Annotated in this window: 15 protein-coding genes and 1 rRNA gene; 3 read left to right on the top strand and 13 right to left on the bottom strand. The window is 40.6% G+C overall.

Going from position 1 to position 18,803, the window contains the following annotated elements; genetic code table 11:
- From EJP82_RS07680 to gyrA, 3 genes are all read right to left on the bottom strand, one after another.
- Window positions 1–78: ribosomal RNA gene (locus EJP82_RS07680) — 16S ribosomal RNA — on the bottom strand; the annotation flags it as partial.
- Between the two features lie 312 nt (window positions 79–390).
- Window positions 391–1,491 (bottom strand): HD-GYP domain-containing protein, encoded by a 1,101-nt coding sequence (locus EJP82_RS07685; protein ID WP_127191464.1) that lies wholly within the window; start codon window positions 1,489–1,491, stop codon window positions 391–393.
- Window positions 1,492–1,776: 285 nt separating this feature from the next.
- Complete coding sequence (gyrA, locus tag EJP82_RS07690) at window positions 1,777–4,311, bottom strand: DNA gyrase subunit A (protein ID WP_127191465.1); 2,535 nt, start codon at window positions 4,309–4,311, stop codon at window positions 1,777–1,779.
- Between the two features lie 364 nt (window positions 4,312–4,675).
- On the opposite strand from gyrA, the gene EJP82_RS07695 reads away from it, so the two are divergent.
- Complete coding sequence (locus EJP82_RS07695; protein WP_127191466.1) at window positions 4,676–5,461, top strand: YheC/YheD family protein; 786 nt, start codon at window positions 4,676–4,678, stop codon at window positions 5,459–5,461.
- A 59-nt stretch (window positions 5,462–5,520) separates the two neighbouring features.
- Here the strand turns inward: EJP82_RS07695 and EJP82_RS07700 are convergent, their stop codons facing one another.
- Window positions 5,521–6,180 (bottom strand): bifunctional 4-hydroxy-2-oxoglutarate aldolase/2-dehydro-3-deoxy-phosphogluconate aldolase, encoded by a 660-nt coding sequence (locus EJP82_RS07700; RefSeq protein WP_127191467.1) that lies wholly within the window; start codon window positions 6,178–6,180, stop codon window positions 5,521–5,523.
- 197 nt (window positions 6,181–6,377) lie between these two features.
- Between EJP82_RS07700 and EJP82_RS07705 the strand changes: the two genes are divergently transcribed.
- Window positions 6,378–7,331 (top strand): sugar kinase, encoded by a 954-nt coding sequence (locus EJP82_RS07705; RefSeq protein WP_127191468.1) that lies wholly within the window; start codon window positions 6,378–6,380, stop codon window positions 7,329–7,331.
- Window positions 7,332–7,404: 73 nt separating this feature from the next.
- On the opposite strand, the gene EJP82_RS07710 is transcribed toward EJP82_RS07705, so the two are convergent.
- From EJP82_RS07710 to EJP82_RS07750, 9 genes are all read right to left on the bottom strand, one after another.
- Window positions 7,405–8,424 (bottom strand): LacI family DNA-binding transcriptional regulator, encoded by a 1,020-nt coding sequence (locus EJP82_RS07710; protein WP_127191469.1) that lies wholly within the window; start codon window positions 8,422–8,424, stop codon window positions 7,405–7,407.
- A 159-nt stretch (window positions 8,425–8,583) separates the two neighbouring features.
- Window positions 8,584–10,494 (bottom strand): DNA topoisomerase (ATP-hydrolyzing) subunit B, encoded by a 1,911-nt coding sequence (gene gyrB / locus EJP82_RS07715; RefSeq protein ID WP_127191682.1) that lies wholly within the window; start codon window positions 10,492–10,494, stop codon window positions 8,584–8,586.
- 46 nt (window positions 10,495–10,540) lie between these two features.
- Window positions 10,541–10,789 carry an extracellular matrix regulator RemB gene (gene remB, locus EJP82_RS07720; protein ID WP_127191470.1) on the bottom strand — a complete coding sequence of 83 codons (249 nt, stop codon included), beginning with the start codon at window positions 10,787–10,789 and terminating at the stop codon, window positions 10,541–10,543.
- A 15-nt stretch (window positions 10,790–10,804) separates the two neighbouring features.
- Window positions 10,805–11,917: a DNA replication/repair protein RecF gene (recF, locus tag EJP82_RS07725; protein ID WP_127191471.1), complete on the bottom strand. Its 1,113-nt coding sequence runs from the start codon at window positions 11,915–11,917 to the stop codon at window positions 10,805–10,807.
- A gap of 48 nt (window positions 11,918–11,965) precedes the next feature.
- Window positions 11,966–12,181 (bottom strand): S4 domain-containing protein YaaA, encoded by a 216-nt coding sequence (yaaA, locus tag EJP82_RS07730; RefSeq protein WP_127191472.1) that lies wholly within the window; start codon window positions 12,179–12,181, stop codon window positions 11,966–11,968.
- A gap of 50 nt (window positions 12,182–12,231) precedes the next feature.
- The gene (gene dnaN, locus EJP82_RS07735) at window positions 12,232–13,374 is read right to left on the bottom strand and encodes a DNA polymerase III subunit beta (RefSeq protein ID WP_127191473.1); all 1,143 of its coding nucleotides are present in this window, start codon (window positions 13,372–13,374) and stop codon (window positions 12,232–12,234) included.
- A gap of 532 nt (window positions 13,375–13,906) precedes the next feature.
- A complete protein-coding gene (gene dnaA, locus EJP82_RS07740) occupies window positions 13,907–15,253 on the bottom strand; it encodes a chromosomal replication initiator protein DnaA (RefSeq protein WP_127191474.1) in 1,347 nt (448 codons plus the stop codon).
- 494 nt (window positions 15,254–15,747) lie between these two features.
- Window positions 15,748–17,301, bottom strand: coding sequence for a gluconokinase (gene gntK, locus EJP82_RS07745; RefSeq protein WP_127191475.1), 1,554 nt, complete (start codon window positions 17,299–17,301; stop codon window positions 15,748–15,750).
- Window positions 17,302–17,346: 45 nt separating this feature from the next.
- Window positions 17,347–18,018, bottom strand: coding sequence for a GntR family transcriptional regulator (locus EJP82_RS07750; RefSeq protein WP_127191476.1), 672 nt, complete (start codon window positions 18,016–18,018; stop codon window positions 17,347–17,349).
- Between the two features lie 385 nt (window positions 18,019–18,403).
- Here EJP82_RS07750 and rpmH point away from each other — a divergent pair, with 385 nt between their 5' ends.
- Window positions 18,404–18,538 (top strand): 50S ribosomal protein L34, encoded by a 135-nt coding sequence (gene rpmH / locus EJP82_RS07755; protein ID WP_127191477.1) that lies wholly within the window; start codon window positions 18,404–18,406, stop codon window positions 18,536–18,538.
- Window positions 18,539–18,803: the final 265 nt, after the last annotated feature.

Raw genomic sequence — 18,803 nt, forward strand, 5'->3', positions numbered from 1 at the left:
TCATCAACTCCGCTCGACTTGCATGTATTAGGCACGCCGCCAGCGTTCGTCCTGAGCCAGGATCAAACTCTCCATTAAGTTGGAAAAGCTGATATTGCTCATTTTGAAACTGACGATATTATCTCAACCGGATTTTCATCCGTTTGGATTACATCATTTTTTTTGATTTTCACTTTCGTGAAATTCACTCACTCGTTGTTCAGTTTTCAAAGATCAACTTCGTTGCCGTTGTCGCTCAATGTCTCAGCAGCAACTCTTATAATATATCATCTACTGTCGAATAATGCAAGGATTAATTTGAAATTATTTATTTCTAATTTTTCCTAAAATTCAATTATTTCTTACAGCAGCAAAGAGTATTATATCAACTTTCGACAAAAATTGCAACCCTTAAGTTAAAACTTCTTCTATATATAGTTTTGGATCCTGAGTCAGGTTAATAATTTGACCTTTGACCGATATCATAGGACGAGTAGGATGGTTTCGATCTGTGAAGACGATTTCCCCTACATTATCATTACTAAGGCGAACTCTCATACCATTATGGAACTGGGTTACCTTCTCAATAAATGTTTGGACCACTCCTGGATCTAACTTCCCGAATGCTTCCGACTTAATCTGTTCCAATACTAAATAAGGAGACTTTGCTTTGCGATATCGACGGTTTAGCGTCATCGCATGGAATATATCAGCAATCGCTACTATTCTCGCATAGATATGAATCTTATCCTCTGTAAGGTTAAATGGATACCCCGTACCATCCATCTTCTCATGATGCTGCAGTGCTGTTAGCCGAACGCCTTCATTGACTGCAGTTACCTTTCTAAGTAACTGGTAACCATATGTAGTATGCATACGCATCTCTTCTACTTCCGCAGCCGAAAGAGGATTTGGATTATATAGAATAGCTGTATCTATTTTGGTGTTTCCTATGTCATGTAATAACCCGGCAAATGCTACCTGCATCCAATCCTTCTGAGGTAGTCCATGCCATTTAGCCAAAAGATACGATGTTAAAGAAGATAGAATCGCATTATGGTACAAATAATCATATTCATTAATATTACGAGGCGTAAACGTCAAAACCTTATAATGACTTAATTGCTTTATCAACGCTTCCAACTGATGGCGTAACTCATAAATCGGAAGTTCTGTGGCCAAAACAGATTGAAAAGCGCTCTTAATTAGAAGTAGCATACGATCATATTCCTGATGAAGCAGACTTGCTGAGGCTAGCTCTGAAGAAGAACCTGTAGTTTGAGGATTAAGACGACTTGAATTGCCTGTATCTTTTGTAGAAGAGTAATTTTTTTCAACTTTACCTTGTTTGCCTTCTACTTCAACCTGTTGAATCATGAAAGCACGTAAAATATCCAAATCCCTCGGTAAAAGCACCTTCCCTTTCTGTAGCAGAAGAGCTCCAAGTGAAGTATGTACGTCACTCACAACTTTCATTCCAGGTTTCAATTCCGTTATAGGGAAAATAGCCATTAAACACTCACTCCTCAATTTACATATCCTAGGGTAGGCCCCCTATTATACTGAACGTATCTAGCAAACGACTATTTCCATTATATTACGACAAATTAATGGCAACAATCCTTCTTTTTAAAAGCTGTTCGTGCCCTGTGTAAAAAAAGCGGACTTCCAGAAAGGAAAGTCCGCTCCACTCGATCTTGTAAATACATTAGCTCATACACTGTTTGTTTCGTCTATTGGTCATACTTATAAGTTGAGCATACCATATATGACGACAGTGCCTTCGTAATTATTTATTTATTCTTCCGTGTCGTCCGATTCCTGAACTGAACTGCCTTCTTCAGGTGTGACTACTTCCGGAGTAGATTCAATGAAACCTTCGCCATCGTCGCCTAATTCGTCAGAATTCTCAGTCTTATCTGAACGGCATACCGTTGCTACAGAGTCATCCTCACGGATATTGATCAACTTGACGCCCTGAGTGTAACGGCCCATGGTGGAGATACCCTCCATGCTCGTACGAATCAATGTTCCGCTACTTGTAATGATCATTAGATCTTCGTCATCCTTAACAACTTTCAGGCCTACTACCGGACCGTTCTTATCGGTAACGTTAATTGTCTTAATACCTTTACCGCCCCGACCTTGGATACGATAATCCGAAACAGGAGTCCGTTTGCCATAACCCTTAGTTGTCACGATTAGAATATCCTGATCTGGAACCACAATTTCCATTCCGATCAACGCATCATTTTCAGATAGTGTAATACCCTTAACTCCAGTAGCTGCTCTTCCCATCGAACGCACATCACTTTCAGGGAATCGAATCGACATTCCTTGAGCAGTACCCATGATTAATTCCTGTTGTCCATCCGTCAACCTTACATCAATCAGCGTATCATCTTCCCGTAGATTCACGGCAATTAGACCACCTTTACGGATATTGATGTAGTCTTCGATTGGTGTCTTCTTCACAATACCATTACGTGTAGCGAAGAATAGATACTTATCTTCATCGAACTTCTCTATCGGAACAACCGCATTGACGGTTTCACCTTGTTCGATTTGAATGAGGTTAATAATTGGTGTACCACGTGCAGTACGACCTAACTCAGGAATTTCATATGCTTTGAGTCGGTACGCTTTGCCTCGATCTGTAAAGAACATCAAGTAATGGTGAGAGTTCGTTACAAACAAATGCTCAACGAAGTCATTATCCTTGGTATCCATTCCTATGACACCACGGCCACCACGTTTCTGGCTACGATAAGTCGTAACAGGCAACCGCTTGATATAGCCGGTGTGAGTGATCGTGATAACGACCTCTTCCTGCGGAATCAAGTCTTCATCCAGAATGCTTTCTTCGCCAATTGTAATCTCCGTGCGACGAGCATCAGCAAATCGGTCGCGAATTTCCTGGAGTTCTTCACTAATAATTTGAAGCACTAGTGATTCATTTGCCAAAATTTCACGATACTCTGCGATTTTCTTCAAAAGTTCATTATATTCACTTTCAATCTTTTCACGTTCTAGTCCTGTCAAACGTTGCAGACGCATATCAAGAATCGCCTGAGCTTGTTCCTGACTAAGTCCAAAGCGCTCCATCAATCCGGTACGAGCAATTTCTGCCGTTTGTGATCCGCGGATCAATGCAATAACCTCATCTAGATGATCTAAAGCGATACGTAAACCTTCTAGAATGTGGGCGCGAGCCTCCGCCTTTTTGAGATCAAATTCTGTACGACGACGGATAACTACGATTTGGTGCTTCAAATAGTGGTAAAGTACTTCTTTCAACGTCAAAATCTTAGGTTGATTGTCAACGATGGCTAGCATGTTAATACCGAATGTGCTTTGTAGAGCAGTGTGCTTGTACAAATTGTTCAATACCACACTTGGGTTCACATCACGGCGAAGTTCAATAACCACACGCATACCCGTACGATCCGATTCATCGCGCAAATCAGTAATACCTTCGATTCTTTTCTCACGAACTAGTTCTGCAATCTTCTCAACTAGTCGAGCTTTATTCACTTGATATGGCAGCTCATAAACAATAATTCGAGCTTTGTTATTATTCTCTTCAATAATTGCCTTAGCCCGCATTGTAACGGAGCCACGACCGGTTGTATAAGCTTGGCGAATACCCGAACGACCTAGAATGAATCCCGCTGTCGGGAAATCAGGGCCTTGGATATAATCCATTAGTTCTAGCGAACTAATATCAGGATTCTGGATCAACGCTTGTACACCGTCAATAACTTCTCCTAGATTATGAGGAGGAATATTAGTTGCCATCCCAACTGCGATCCCCGAGACACCATTAACTAGCAAGTTCGGATAACGCGCCGGTAACACGATAGGTTCATGTTCCTCACCGTCATAGTTCGGCATAAAATCAACGGTTTCTTTATTAATATCGCGAAGCATTTCCATTGCTATCTTGGAAAGCCGTGCTTCTGTATAACGCATTGCCGCAGCCATATCGCCGTCGACCGAACCAAAGTTACCATGTCCGTCTACGAGCATATTTCTCATTGAGAAATCTTGAGCCATACGAACCATTGTTTCATAAACTGCAGAATCTCCGTGCGGGTGATACTTACCAATAACTTCACCGACGATTCTGGCCGACTTCTTGTATGGCTTATCCGGATACATACCCAGTTCTGACATCGCGAACAAAATACGCCGATGCACCGGCTTAAGACCATCCCTAACATCCGGCAAAGCACGACTGACAATAATGCTCATCGCATAATCCATAAAGGATTCGCGCATTTCTACACCAATGTCCCGATCTGTGATTTGCGAGTATTTTTCTTCCGCCATGCTGGACCTCCTTAAATATCTATCCAAACGCCTATGCGCCTATGTATGGGAAAAAACCTTGGAAACGGTCACATATACAGGAAAAACCACCAACATCTATTATAATACTTGCACAAAACAAGCACAATTAAACGTGGTTCTCTTCCAACCCTTCTTCCCATAGATCTACAAAAAATAGGAATGTGTCCACTCCCATTGCAATGTACGGTCATACACTACGAATATAGGCATTTTCTTTACACGTCAAAAGACTTATAAAATCCTCAGATCTTATAATTATATCATTGAAAACCTCTTCTGTCCTATGTTTTTCATACTCTGAAGAAAATGTACTTTGAAGTTTTTAGAAAGGATGGGACTCCACTTGACGATTCAGCGAATCGCTAGCAAATGGGAAAAGACGAGAATTTTGAAACAACGTGAACATATACGCCAGTACATTCCTGAAACGCGTAAATATTCACTGGAACATTTAAGAGTAATGTTACACCTGCATGGGGTAGTATATCTAAAGCCAGATCGGGGGACTTACGGCAACGGCGTAATGAGTATCGAAAATTGGAATGACGAATTAATAGAGGATAGTCCGCAGCAATATAAGCTCCGACATGGTATCCAAAGTGAAGTGTTTCCCACGATTGAAGAGCTTCATGAAGTACTTACGGAGAGAATAGGTAACCGAGAATACCTCATTCAAAAAGGAATTACGATGCTTACCTATCGGCGTCGTAAATTTGATCTTCGAGCCTTAGTACAAAAAAGCCCCCAGGGAAACTGGGAAGCAACAGGCTTCATTGCTCGTATCGCAGCCCTGAACAAGATTATTACAAATCATCACAGCGGTGGCGCGATCACACCTATAGAAGAGGTGCTAGGTCCCTATTTGTTACCAAAACAATTTGCCAGTTTGTATAAAGAAATGAAAACAGTTGGTGTCCAGGTTGCTAACCAGTTAAATAGTAAACTTCCCCGTCTTAAAGAAATAGGTCTCGACATTGCTATAGATGAACAGTTCAACATATGGATTTTAGAAGTAAACACCCTCCCTGCCCTATTCCCATTTAAAACATTGGAGGATAAGAGTATCTACAAAAGAATCCACCGTTATGCTATCGCATATGGACGACTAAAATCATCAGCAAAACAATAGTGCCAGAATGAGTATTAATAAAAGCCTCAGCAAAATTGCTGGGGCTTCGTTCATGTATTCTAAATTTTTATTTTTTCTGAACTTCTCTGAATTTCTCTAAATTTGGTTACATATTGGTCTGCTAGCTTCGTAACAAGATCATACCTACCGTCTTTTGCTGGTGCGGTCAAATTGCCTCCGATTCCCACAGCTATACACCCGTTAGCAATCCACTGCTCCATATTATCCAAATCCACTCCACCCGTAGGCATAATGTTCACATGTGGCATGGGCCCTTTGACAGCCTTCACAAAGTCAGGTCCAAAGGCACTACCAGGGAATAGTTTCAGTACATCTACACCTAATTTCAAAGCCTCTTTCATTTCACTCAGCGTCATACACCCAGGCATGTAAGGAATACTATATAGATTGCACATTTTAGCTGTTTCTTCTTCAAAAGATGGACTTACTATAAATTCTGCGCCTGCAAGTATAGCAATTCTAGCTGTGAGTGGATCCAGAACCGTACCTGCACCGATCACGGCTTGGCCTCCAAACTTCGAGACTAATTCTGCGATCGCCTGATCAGCATGTGGTGTCGTAAATGTCACTTCAATATTGTTCAATCCACCTGCAATGCAGGCTTCTGACATTTTGACAGCTGCTTCTGGGGTATCCGCCCTGATTACAGCGACAACTCCGACAGAGGAAATGTTATGTAGTACTTTTATCTTTTTCACGTTAGCACCCTTTCATAATGAAATATCAATATAAATTAATTTACTAAATGTTTATAAACTATTATACTAAATACTAATAATATATCGCCATTAAGTCAACAAAATCCTTTTATTAATTGTACTAAACCGATTTATGTGATAATTTCATTTTATAACTTAACTAATGCGTAGAACAATCCTATAAGGAGGAACAAATAATGGAGACTAAGAAACTAGATGTGGTTACATTCGGGGAACCGATGGCTATGTTTTATGCTAATGACACGGGGCCCTTACAAGAAGTGCAGTCCTTCTCTAAAGCTATGGCAGGGGCGGAGACCAATGTAGCAACTGGATTATCGCGTTTGGGTCATATCACTGGACTCGTTACAAAACTTGGAAAAGATAATTTTGGAAAATTTATAGAAGCTTCGCTAAAACGAGAAGGTATTGATACGGAGAGTATTTCATTTTCTCATGATCATTCCACAGGAATGCTAATCAAATCTAAAGTCACTACTGGTGATCCACAAGTGGAATACTTCCGTAAAAATTCAGCAGCCTCCACTTTATGCCTAGCTGACTTCAATAAATCTTATTTCGATGCTGCAAAACATATGCACGTCACGAGCATTTCATCAGCACTATCGCCAAGTTGTCATGAATTTTCTCTACATGCTATGGATTACATGCACCGTAATGGGAAAACAGTTTCATTTGATCCTAATCTTCGGCCCGCTTTATGGCCTGATACCCAAACTATGGTCGATACAATCAATCAGTTAGCTACACGTTGCGACTGGTTCCTACCTGGGATCGGTGAAGGAAAAATTTTAACGGGGTATACAACTCCTGAGGATATTGCTTCTTTTTATTTAGAACGTGGACCTTCCATTGTCGTAATTAAGCTTGGACCTGAAGGGGCTTATTATAAATCGCAACATCAAGAAGGTTATGTTTCCGGGTTCAAGGTAGATAAAGTTATAGATACCGTAGGTGCAGGAGATGGTTTTGCCGTAGGGGTCATCAGCGCATTGCTGGAGAATCTTCCACTAGAGCAAGCAGTTAGACGGGCCAATGCGATTGGTGCTTTAGCAGTTATGTCCCCTGGTGATATGGACGGTTTACCTAATCGTGAGATGCTTGAAAATTTTATAAACAAAGCTGGGTAAGTATCAACCGCTACATAGCGATAACAAAAAAAGAACATGTCCCCTATTTGTAAAGGGGCATGTTCTTTTTCAATCATTCTAGAATATCTTTAACGGATTTCCCTTGACGTAATGTAGGAGGAAAACGATAGGTTATCGGGACCGCGTTTGCACTCTCTTCGATGCTGGATAATAAAGTTTTTGCTGCTTGCATCCCCATTTCATAAGCAGGTTGGGTAATGGTGGTAATGACAGGATTGTAGATTTGGGCAAATTCTGCATCATCGATTCCAATTACGGACATATCCTCCGGAATACGAAGAGAATTCATATTCGCAAACTTCAATATTTCGGCAAGGACAATATCATTGCTAGCTAACAAGGCTGTTGGTGGATCCGGCAAATCTAGCAAGCCTCTCAACACCGTCGCAATTCCATCTCTTGGAGCACTGCATATATATTGTTCCTTGATCGGAAGTTGATACTCCTCCATTGCCCTCTTATATCCACCCAGTCTCTCCTTACGTGGCGTAATACCATTCACTCCAATTGGCAGTGAGAGTAAGGCAATTCGTTCATGATGATGTTGTACCAACTCTTGAATAGCTATCTTTACTGCCATTTCATTATCCAGTAGTAGACTTTGGGTCACAATTCCCTCAACCAGCCTATCTAGAAAAACGAGTGGATAGTTATTATCAATTAACCTGCTATAAGCGGATGTATTTGTACCCGTTGGAAACACAATTAAACCATCCACCTGGCGAGCCACTAACATCTCAATATATTTGCTTTCCTTCTCTGGATTCTCATCTGCATTACAAATAATGACCTGGATCCCTGAGTCCTGTAGCTCTTTCTCAATTGCCCGAATACATTGAATGGACAGAGAGTAATCAATATTAGCTACAATAACGCCCACCATATAGGATCGATTCTGCTTCAACCCTTTGGCTAGCCCATTTGGCTGATAATTCAGTTCCTCAATAACCTGGCCAATCCGCTGTTTAGTCGCTTCACTCATATACTTATATCTTTTATTTAGAAATTGCGAGACCGTACTTTTTGATACTCCCGCTCTTTGTGCAACATCATCAATCGTTAATTTTCTCATATCGTCTTCTCCACTCTTTGTTCTTACAGCAAAAATAAGCTTACCAAAAAAGTATACCTTCTTTTTAGTAAATTATCTATTTAGCCCTATCTAGAGAATTTTGGTTCCCATACACAAAAAAAAGTACCGTCATCGTGATGACGATACTCTGAACATATATTAAATATCAAGATTCTTCACATATTGTGCATGTTCATGGATAAAGTCACGCCGTGGTTCCACGTTGTCTCCCATGAGTATATCGAAAATGGTGTCCGCCTTCATCGCATCAGAGATAGATACCTGTTGCATCATACGACTCTCCGGATCCATCGTCGTTTCCCATAATTGAGAAGCGTTCATCTCACCCAAACCTTTGTAACGTTGAACGTTAAATTTCGCATTCTCACCGAATTCAGCGATAATTTCATCGCGCTCCTTCTCAGAACCTGCATAACGAATCACTTTGTTACGCTCAACCTTGAAGAGAGGTGGTTGTGCAATATAAATATAACCAGCTTCGATGATCTTTCTCATGTAACGGAACAAGAAGGTTAGCAATAGAGTACGAATATGCGCTCCATCGACGTCGGCATCCGTCATAAGAATGACTTTATGATACCGTGCTTTGGAAATATCGAACTCTTCACCAATCCCGGTACCTAGCGCCGTAATAATTGCCCGAATCTCAGCATTCCCGAGGATACGATCAAGTCGAGCCTTCTCTACGTTCAGGATCTTACCACGAAGCGGTAGAATCGCTTGGAAATGACGATCACGTCCCTGCTTAGCAGATCCACCCGCGGAATCTCCTTCGACGATATATAATTCGCTTATCGAAGCATCCTTAGATGAACAGTCAGCCAGTTTACCTGGCAAGGCACTAACTTCTAATGCACTCTTACGACGTGTCAATTCACGCGCTTTACGAGCTGCTTCACGAGCCCGTGATGCTTGTAGTCCTTTATCCAGAATCCGACGAGATACGGATGGGTTCTCCTCCATGAATTCTTGGAGTCTCTCCGCAAATAGTGATTCTACGATACCACGTACTTCACTATTCCCTAGCTTCGTCTTCGTTTGACCTTCAAATTGAGGTTCCGGAATTTTAACTGAGATAATCGCCGTTAATCCTTCACGAACATCATCACCGGTCAAATTGGAGTCATTATCTTTGATCAAATTATTCTTGCGTGCATAGTCATTGATGATCCGGGTTAAAGCACTCTTAAAGCCGGACTCATGTGTTCCACCCTCATGGGTATTAATATTATTAGCAAATGAGAAAATATTCTCCGAATAGCTGTCGTTATATTGCAAGGAAACCTCGATTTGAATCTGGTCGCGTTGTCCTTCAACATAGATAGGCTCCTCATGGATAACTTCTCTATGTTGATTCAAATATTTCACATATTCTTTAATACCGCCCTCATAATGGAACACCTCAGAAACTCCTGTGCGTTCATCAGTCAGACTAATATTAATGCCTTTATTCAAGAAGGCAAGCTCACGAATACGAGTCACCAATATATTATAGTCAAATACCGTAGTTTCTGTAAAAATTTCAGGATCTGGATGGAATCTTGTTTTGGTTCCTGTTTCTTCCGTATCGCCGATAATTCTCAAATCATATTGTGGTGCACCGCGGCGGTATTCCTGTTGATGAATATGTCCCTCACGTTTTACTTCTACTACGAGTTTCTCGGACAGGGCGTTAACTACCGACACACCTACTCCGTGAAGACCACCAGATACCTTATATCCACCACCGCCAAATTTACCACCAGCGTGCAGGACTGTCATTACAACCTCAAGGGCTGGGCGTTTCAGCTTAGCTTGTACACCTACTGGAATACCACGACCATTATCGATAACGGTCACACTATTATCCTCATGCACAATCACATCAATTTTATTCGCAAAACCGGCCAATGCCTCGTCAATACTATTGTCCACGACTTCCCAGACCAAATGGTGTAACCCACGACTGCTGGTAGAACCAATATACATCCCAGGCCGTTTGCGAACAGCTTCCAAACCTTCTAGTACCTGTATCTGACTCTCATCATACGATTGTTCGTTCATAGACATGCCTTCACCTACTTCTATAGATTCCATTCCCCTATCTACGGGGCGGTTAGACAGTAAAAATTATGTTAGCCTTTTTCTTAAGCGTAGCAGAGGAGATGGGTGAGTAATACACCATATTCTTGGTCACTACTATGGATTTAGCTACTTCCTCTCCGATTCGCATCAGATTCTTCCCCTCGAGAGCATTACTGACAAACTGTTTGGAAACCTTGGATGATTTCTCGACCGAAATATCAAAGATCGCCACCAGTTCCGAAGAGAAAATAACTTTTTCTCCACCCAAATGAATATACATCTCTATCCTCCGCCCTTATAAATTAATCTGTCCTTCCTGAACATGAAAAATAATAGCGTCCTTTAAGCGGCTCGCATTAATACTCTCAATTCCCGTAGCCGTAATGAACGTCTGTACTTTACTCTGAAACGTCTCAATCAGTTGTGTCTGGCGATAAGGATCAAGTTCAGACAACACATCATCGAGTAAAAGAATAGGATATTCGCCAATCTCCTCGTGTATGAGTTCGATCTCAGCTAGCTTAAGTGATAACGCCGTTGTCCGTTGCTGACCCTGTGACCCATATACCTGCGCTTCGTTGCCATTGATATGAAAAGCCAAATCGTCACGATGCGGTCCGGAGAGAGTCATGCCGCGGCGGATTTCCTGATCTTTCATTTGTGATAACTTTATCATAAATTGCTCTAATAAAACAGCTTCATCTTCCTCTTCAGCCTCACCAAACGAAGGAAGATACGATAATTTAAGCTTTTCTTCCCCTCTGGTGATGCCCTCGTGAATGTGTTCAGCCCACTTTTGTAGTTTTCTTATAAATTGTTTCCTTTTCTTGATAATTTTAACACCATGCTCTGCAAGCTGCTCATTCCATATCTCCAGCATGGTTCCCATTTCAGGACCAGCACCCCATGACTGCTTCAACAAATTGTTACGCTGAAGTAATACCTTTTGGTACTGCTGTAGGTGGAACAGATAACTAGGTTGCACTTGTCCAATCTCCATATCAAGAAAACGACGCCTAATTCCAGGAGTACCTTTGACGATTTCGAGGTCCTCTGGAGCGAACATGACAACGTTCAATGAACCGATAAAATTGCTCAGTTTACGTTGCTCAAGCCCATTTATCTTTGCTTTCTTCCCCTGGCTAGAGAGCTTCAGCTCCAGACCTACCGTTCCATACTTTTTCTCAACTTCGGCAGCCACAATTGCATGATCGCTTCCAAAAGAAATCAGTTCCTTGTCTTTGCCGGTCCGATGAGATTTAGTCAGTGCTAGAACGAATAGAGCCTCTATCATATTGGTCTTACCCTGTGCATTACGACCAATGATCAAATTAATATTCCCGAAGGAATTCAGTGAGAGTTTATCATAGTTTCGATAATGCTGAAGTGATAAATTCTTAACAAACACGACACTCTAGCCCCCTCATTTGCCACTCACAACTAGGTTCAGGGAGCCTTACTTCGCAGCTACTTGAAAAGAACCACAGTTATCTACATCTACAATATCACCGGGATAAAGCTTCCGTCCCCGACGATCCTCAGGCTCTTGGTTTACTTTCACAGCTTCTTCCTGCAATAGAGCTTTAGCCATACCGCCGGTCGAAACACAATCTGCCAGCTTTAAAAATTGATCCAATTTAATATATGGCGTTGAAATCGCAATCGTCTTCATAGGTCGCGTCTGTCCTTTCTTAGGCTATTGCCCTAACTATATCCTTGTAATTAATTCGTAGTCCGATACGGCAGAATAAGATACAAACTTTGGCTGTCATCCACCGGTTTGAGAATGATCGGGCTCATTGCACCTGTAAACCCGATATGTAGCTGCTCGCTCTCCACTACTTTCAATACATCCAGCATATATTTCGAGTTGAACGAAATGCGAAGCGGATCTCCCGTAAATTGAACTACTTCTATTTGCTCCGTTACTTTCCCAAGTTCGGATGAACTAGATGAAATTTCAATCGTACCATCTTCCATCGTTTGCAGACGAACAATATTTGTCTTTTCTTCGCGTGACAGCAAATAAGCACGGTCAATCGAATCACTTAATTTCTTGGTGTCCAGAACGAGTTCTGTCTTATAAGTTGTCGGAATGATCTTAGAGGTATCTGGATAAGTTCCGTCCAAAATACGGGAATAGAAAAGTACCCGATCAATTTTAAATAACACCTGATTATCTGCAACTACGATATCCACATGTGTATTCTGGTCAGGGATAATTTTGCTGAGTTCATTTAGCGTTTTACCGGAAATAACAATATTACTAAAACGAATATCTTCAGCCGTTGTAAGTCCTACAGTACGGCTAGCCAACCGATGACGGTCTGTTGCTACAAATTTGAATTTGCTATCATTTAAATTCCATAAAACCCCGGTTAAAATAGGGGAGGTTTCATTCGCCGAAATGGAGAATGCAGTCCCTTTAATCATATTTCTAAGTAGATCACCTGGAATCGTAACGATCTGATCTTCTTCTATACTTGGCAATACTGGAAATTCTTCTGGATCCATTCCGACCATTTGAATATCAGTTGAACCGGAACGAATTAAGGTTTGAAAGCCATCTAAGACTTCCATTTCAATTTCTTGAGAAGGAAGTTTTTTGATGATTTCAACGAAAAATTTTGCTGGCAATACTACGCTACCAGAACGCTCAACTTGAACGATTTGTTTATTGTTATCTTCAGCTGGAATAAAAGCTTGAATAGATATATCTGTATCACTAGCAGTAAGTGTCATACCTTGGAAATTAACATCCAGCTTAATACCTGTCAGGATTGGGATTGTAGTCCGGCTCGAGATCGCCTTGGATACGTGCTGAATGGACTCATTCAAATCATGTTTTAAAATTCGGATTTTCATAAATTCAACTCCTAAAAGTTTTATGAAGCTTACGCTTCTTGGATTTAACTACGCAATAAAACTTTACTTCGTAAGCATGAGCTTAGTTTTGTGAAGCTTACACTTCTTGATTTCCTTCGCAATAAAACTTTCTTCGTAAGCATTAACTTAGTTTTGTGAAGCTTACGCTTCTTGATCTTCTACACAATAAAACTTCACACTATATCCTACTTCTTTTGTATCTAGATTTTTATGAAGCAGAAGCCTCTTTAATTTTCTCTGTAATAAAACTTACTCCTCGAGCATAACTTAGATTTTATAAAGCCTATGCTGTCTACTCTATCGTGGGAATTAGTGAGTATCTTTTGCAGGTCTGTGTTGGGTTGAATTTGACCTTGATACTAGTGCGCGAAAGCGCCGCTTATATGATGATATTTATCTTTTAAAAGATAGAAGTAGTAGTAGGGGCACTGAATATGTGGATAACAATATAAAACATATGAAATGAAGCCTATCCACATGTTAATAGAATGTGCATAGGCTTACACCTTATTCAGGATGAATTTTTTATTTTTTCGCAGATGGTGTTAATAACTTTATACAGATCAGGATCGACTTTTATCAGCTGAGATATTTTCTCGTGAGCATGAATGACAGTAGTATGATCTCGTCCTCCAAATGCATCCCCAATCTTCGGAAGCGAGAAGTCTGTCATCTCCCTGGAAATATACATGGCGATTTGACGAGGAAAGGCTATCGCTTTCGTTCGTTTGCGCGCTTTGAAATCTTCCAGTTTCATATTGTAATATTCGCCAACCTTTTGCTGAATGTCCTGGATAGTAATCATCTTCGGACGACTGGAAGGGATGATATCCTTCAGTGCTTCTGCGGCTAAATGGGTTGTTACGTCCTGATTAATCAAGGAAGAGTAGGCAACCACACGAATAAGTGCTCCTTCAAGCTCGCGGATGTTGGTATCAATCTGATTAGCAATATACATCATCGCTTCGTTCGGAATATCTAAATTTTCTGCTTTCGCTTTCTTGCGCAAAATCGCAATCCGCGTTTCAAGATCTGGAGGCTGAATATCGGTGATGAGACCCCATTCAAACCTAGATCGCAGCCGTTCCTCCAAAGTGGGTATCTCTTTCGGCGGCCTATCACTGGAAATAATAATTTGTTTGCGTTCTTCATGTAACGCATTAAACGTATGGAAAAATTCCTCTTGAGTTGATTCCTTACCAGCTAAAAATTGAATATCATCAATCAGCAGAATATCTATGTTCCGGTACTTGTTGCGGAAGCTTTCAGCCCGGTTATCTCGGATGGAGTTGATGAATTCATTTGTAAATTTCTCTGATGAGATATATACAACTTTGCTACTAGGACTATGCTCCAAGATGTAATGCCCAATTGCATGCATTAAGTGCGTTTTACCTAAACCTACTCCACCATATAAGAACAACGGATTATAAGCCCTAGCTGGTGCTTCGGCAACGGCTAGAGATGCAGCATGTGCGAATCGATTACCCGAACCAATGACAAAAGTATCAAAGGTGTATTTCGGATTCAGCATATGGGAAAAGCCTTCTTCCATATGAACAGGTGCTGGAGGCTCTTTATGTGCTGGAGTTAGTTCAGTTGGAGCAGATTCCTCAATGACAAAGGAAACGTCAACCTGCTTATTGAGATATTCAAATACAGTTGTCGCTACGAGTTTGGTATAACGACTCTCCAGCCATTCCACGGCAAATGTGGTGGGAGCGGAGATCACGATGGAACGATCGGTGAGGGACACAACCTTCGTGGCTTTGAACCAAGTATCGAAGCTGGGTTTACTGAGTTTGGTGTTGATGATCGCTAATATATGCTGCCATAGTTCGGAGGTATGGCTGTCCACAGACTGTCACTCCTTTAAGATCTTCCAATTGTGGCTAGGCCATGCAGAAAGAGTCGTAAAAACAAAAATAAAGGGAGAAATTATCCCCAATAGTAAGTAAAATGTAATCATTATTAACAGCATAAATAATTAATTGTTCACAATGTTATCCACAGGCTGTTAATAAATCATGATGGTAAACTTAGATATGCACATCAAAAGCAATATTATCATAGCAAAATAGTCCTTATATTTCAATGCACTGGCGTATTTTATCCACAAATTCAATAACTTGTGCATAATTATCATCAACACCACTACATATTGTTTATAAATTGTTTAAAGTTCGACAAAATGAGTTAAAAGAGAAATTATACTATGCACAAGTTGTTAGATTATGATGGTGAAAAAATACTTCGTAAATTGTGTATAACATAAAAATAAGAAAATAGAGCTACTTTCCAATTTGGAAAGTAGCTCTATCATTATGCTCAATATGCAGGAAATGATACTTCTTACCTTATCTCTGAAAAATGGCGTTGAAATTTTGCGATTGCCGCATATTCATCTTCAAATTTACGTGAAATATTGATATAGATTGGCAGTAATTTTTTATATATCGCGGAATTTTGTTTATTCGGGATGTGCTCGTAGGTATCCCCAATCATATCCTTGACGATTTGAAACGAATCAATTTCTCCCATTGCATATAAACCGAGTACGACAGCTCCAAGACAAGAACTTTCATGGCTCTCAGGAATAACGATCTTTTGATCAAAAATATCCGCCATCATCTGCCGCCATAGTGGCGAACGGGCAAAACCACCGGTAGCCTGAATTTGCTGTGGAAGGCCAATTTGTTCCTCCATTGCGAGTAATACGGTATACAAATTGAAGATAACACCCTCCAAAACAGCCCGAATCATGTGTTCTTTTCGATGATTCAGCGATAGTCCGAAGAATGACCCACGTGCATTAGGATTCCAAAGTGGAGCACGTTCTCCAGCAAGATATGGATGGAAAAGGAGACCTTCAGAACCGGGGGAGACCTTCTCGGCGATGTTAGTTAACATTTCATAGGGGCTAATCCCCAAGCGTTTGGCTGTTTCTACTTCGGATGAAGCAAACTCATCACGCATCCATTGGAAAATGACGCCGCCATTGTTAACAGCCCCACCAATAACCCAGTGTTTGTCCGTCAAAGCATAACAAAAAATGCGACCTTTAGGATCAGTTTTGGGTTTATCTACTACGGTGCGTATAGCTCCGCTCGTTCCAATGGTTACGGCAACAACACCTTGATCAATGGCACCAACGCCTAAATTTGAAAGGACTCCGTCAGCTGCGCCAATGATAAATGGGGTAGAGGGGATAAGTCCCATCTCATCAGCATATTTCTGTGAAACTCCCTGCATCACATGAGTAGTCGGTACGATCACCGAGAGGTGATCCGGTGTTATTCCGGCAATTTTCAGCGCTTCTTCATCCCAGTTTAATTGCTCTAAATTCATCAGACCTGTACCGGAAGCGATGGAGTAATCAACAACATAATGACCATCAAACAGTTTGGCAAATACATATTCCTTAATAGAGATAAATTTATAGGCTTTATTAAAAATATCGGGATGATCATGGCGAAGCCATAATAATTTGGCTAGGGGAGACATAGGGTGGATGGGGGTTCCTGTACGTAAATAAATATCAAAACCACCCAAGTCTTTCTGTAACTTTTCCGACCATTCCACACTTCGATTATCTGCCCAAGTTAAGCAATTCATAAGTGGTTTTCCATTTGAATCTATGGGGATAACGCTATGCATTGCTGAGCTGAAAGCAACGAACATAACCGATTCTGGCTGAATTTTGGTCTGGCGCATCAGTTGATCAACACATTTTATAACCGCATTAAAAATCTCCTCCGGATTCTGTTCTGCAGCTGAGAAACTAGGTATGTATAAGGGATATCCTTCATTTGAGCTAGCAATTACCGTGCCGTTTTTTTCATATAAGACAGCTTTGGTGCTGGTGGTTCCGAGATCAATTCCAATCATATATGTCAGTTGATCCATCCGAAAAAACCCTCTTTCTACTATATATGTTCCATAATAATTAATTTACAGTAGGCTGGTCTGCAGTGTTCGGCGGGAATCAGCAAAATATTCTTCGACCCGCGCTTGTATGATGGCAGTATCTCTAAATTGCAAACATTCTAACAACTTTTGATGCTGCTGGATCACAGATTGAATATGTTTTTTTTGTTGTGAGAATATTTTTTTTGTCGTAATGAGCATGAGGGTTATGACGATTTGGCTGATGCTGGTCCATAAGTGCAAAATTCTTGTATGTTTGGTTTCTTTAATGATGTATTCATGAAAACAAAAGTCCTGATAAGCAAATTCCACGAAATCATTATGTTTTGCGGCTAAATCCATTTTATCAATGATCTGATTCAACATGGTTATTCGTGCTGCCGAATCGCTTGCGGCCATACGTTGCCAGGCAAAATTCTCAATTAAAAAACGAACATCATATAATTCTTCAATATTATTAAAACTTAAACCGTTCACATGAACTCCCATTCTCTGCAAAGAGATAAGTCCCTCTGCTGCAAGAATCTTTAGTGCTTCTCGCACTGGCGATCTACTTGCTCCAAAGTCCGCAGCGATGCGATTTTCAGATAAAATCTCCCCTGGTTTGATCTCTCGATTTATGATTTGTAAACGAAGTTTACTGGCAATCGACTCACCGAGCGTACTTCCTTTTAACCACGCAGCTGGATATTGCATAATTTGTGACTCCTATTCAAATAAATAAATATCAAGTGAAGTTATTGTTTAATGATACAAACTAACCTTGATATCACCGATTTTATAACAATATCCGCAATTTGTATACTTGTACACAACTGCATAACTTCAATATAGTGTAGATCCATGTAGTTGTAAAATACTTTTCCACATGTGCATAACTTATATTCTGTAAAAAAAGAGCTATCAACAGGGGAAAACATGATTTTTTGCTGTGGATTGTGTATAATTGAAATGGTGCGAAGAGATAAGAGGGACCCGTTTGACTTTTGAGGGGGTTCTATGGTTAAATGTAAAAAGGCATTTTCTGTGCGTAATGAAAATGGTGAATATGATAGTAGTTCCTGTTAAGGGGGTGCAATAAATGAGACCGACTTTCAAACCGAATGTGAGCAAACGTAAAAAGGTTCACGGTTTCCGTAAGAGAATGAGCACGGCTAGTGGCCGCAAGGTTCTTGCTGCTCGTCGTCTAAAAGGTAGAAAAGTACTTAGTGCGTAATGACTACGTGAGACCACTACGGTGGTCTTTTTTTCGATATAAGCAAGTATAAGTTTTAACTCATACTTGCTTATATTTTTGTTGAAAACGATGAGTACACTCTTTATCAAGTCGTAATCCTTATTAGCTGGGGGGCTTTATTCCGGCAGATTACGCAATATATACTAAAGTAATTAATTTCACTTTGTTTTTTTGAAAAAGAAGAAGACGATTACTGTTTGTTGGTATGCTTGACCCTTGAGGGATCACTTAGTGGATGAGTGTA

It is taken from the genome of Paenibacillus anaericanus (assembly GCF_003994475.1).
Taxonomy (GTDB): Bacteria; Bacillota; Bacilli; order Paenibacillales; family Paenibacillaceae; genus Fontibacillus; species Fontibacillus anaericanus.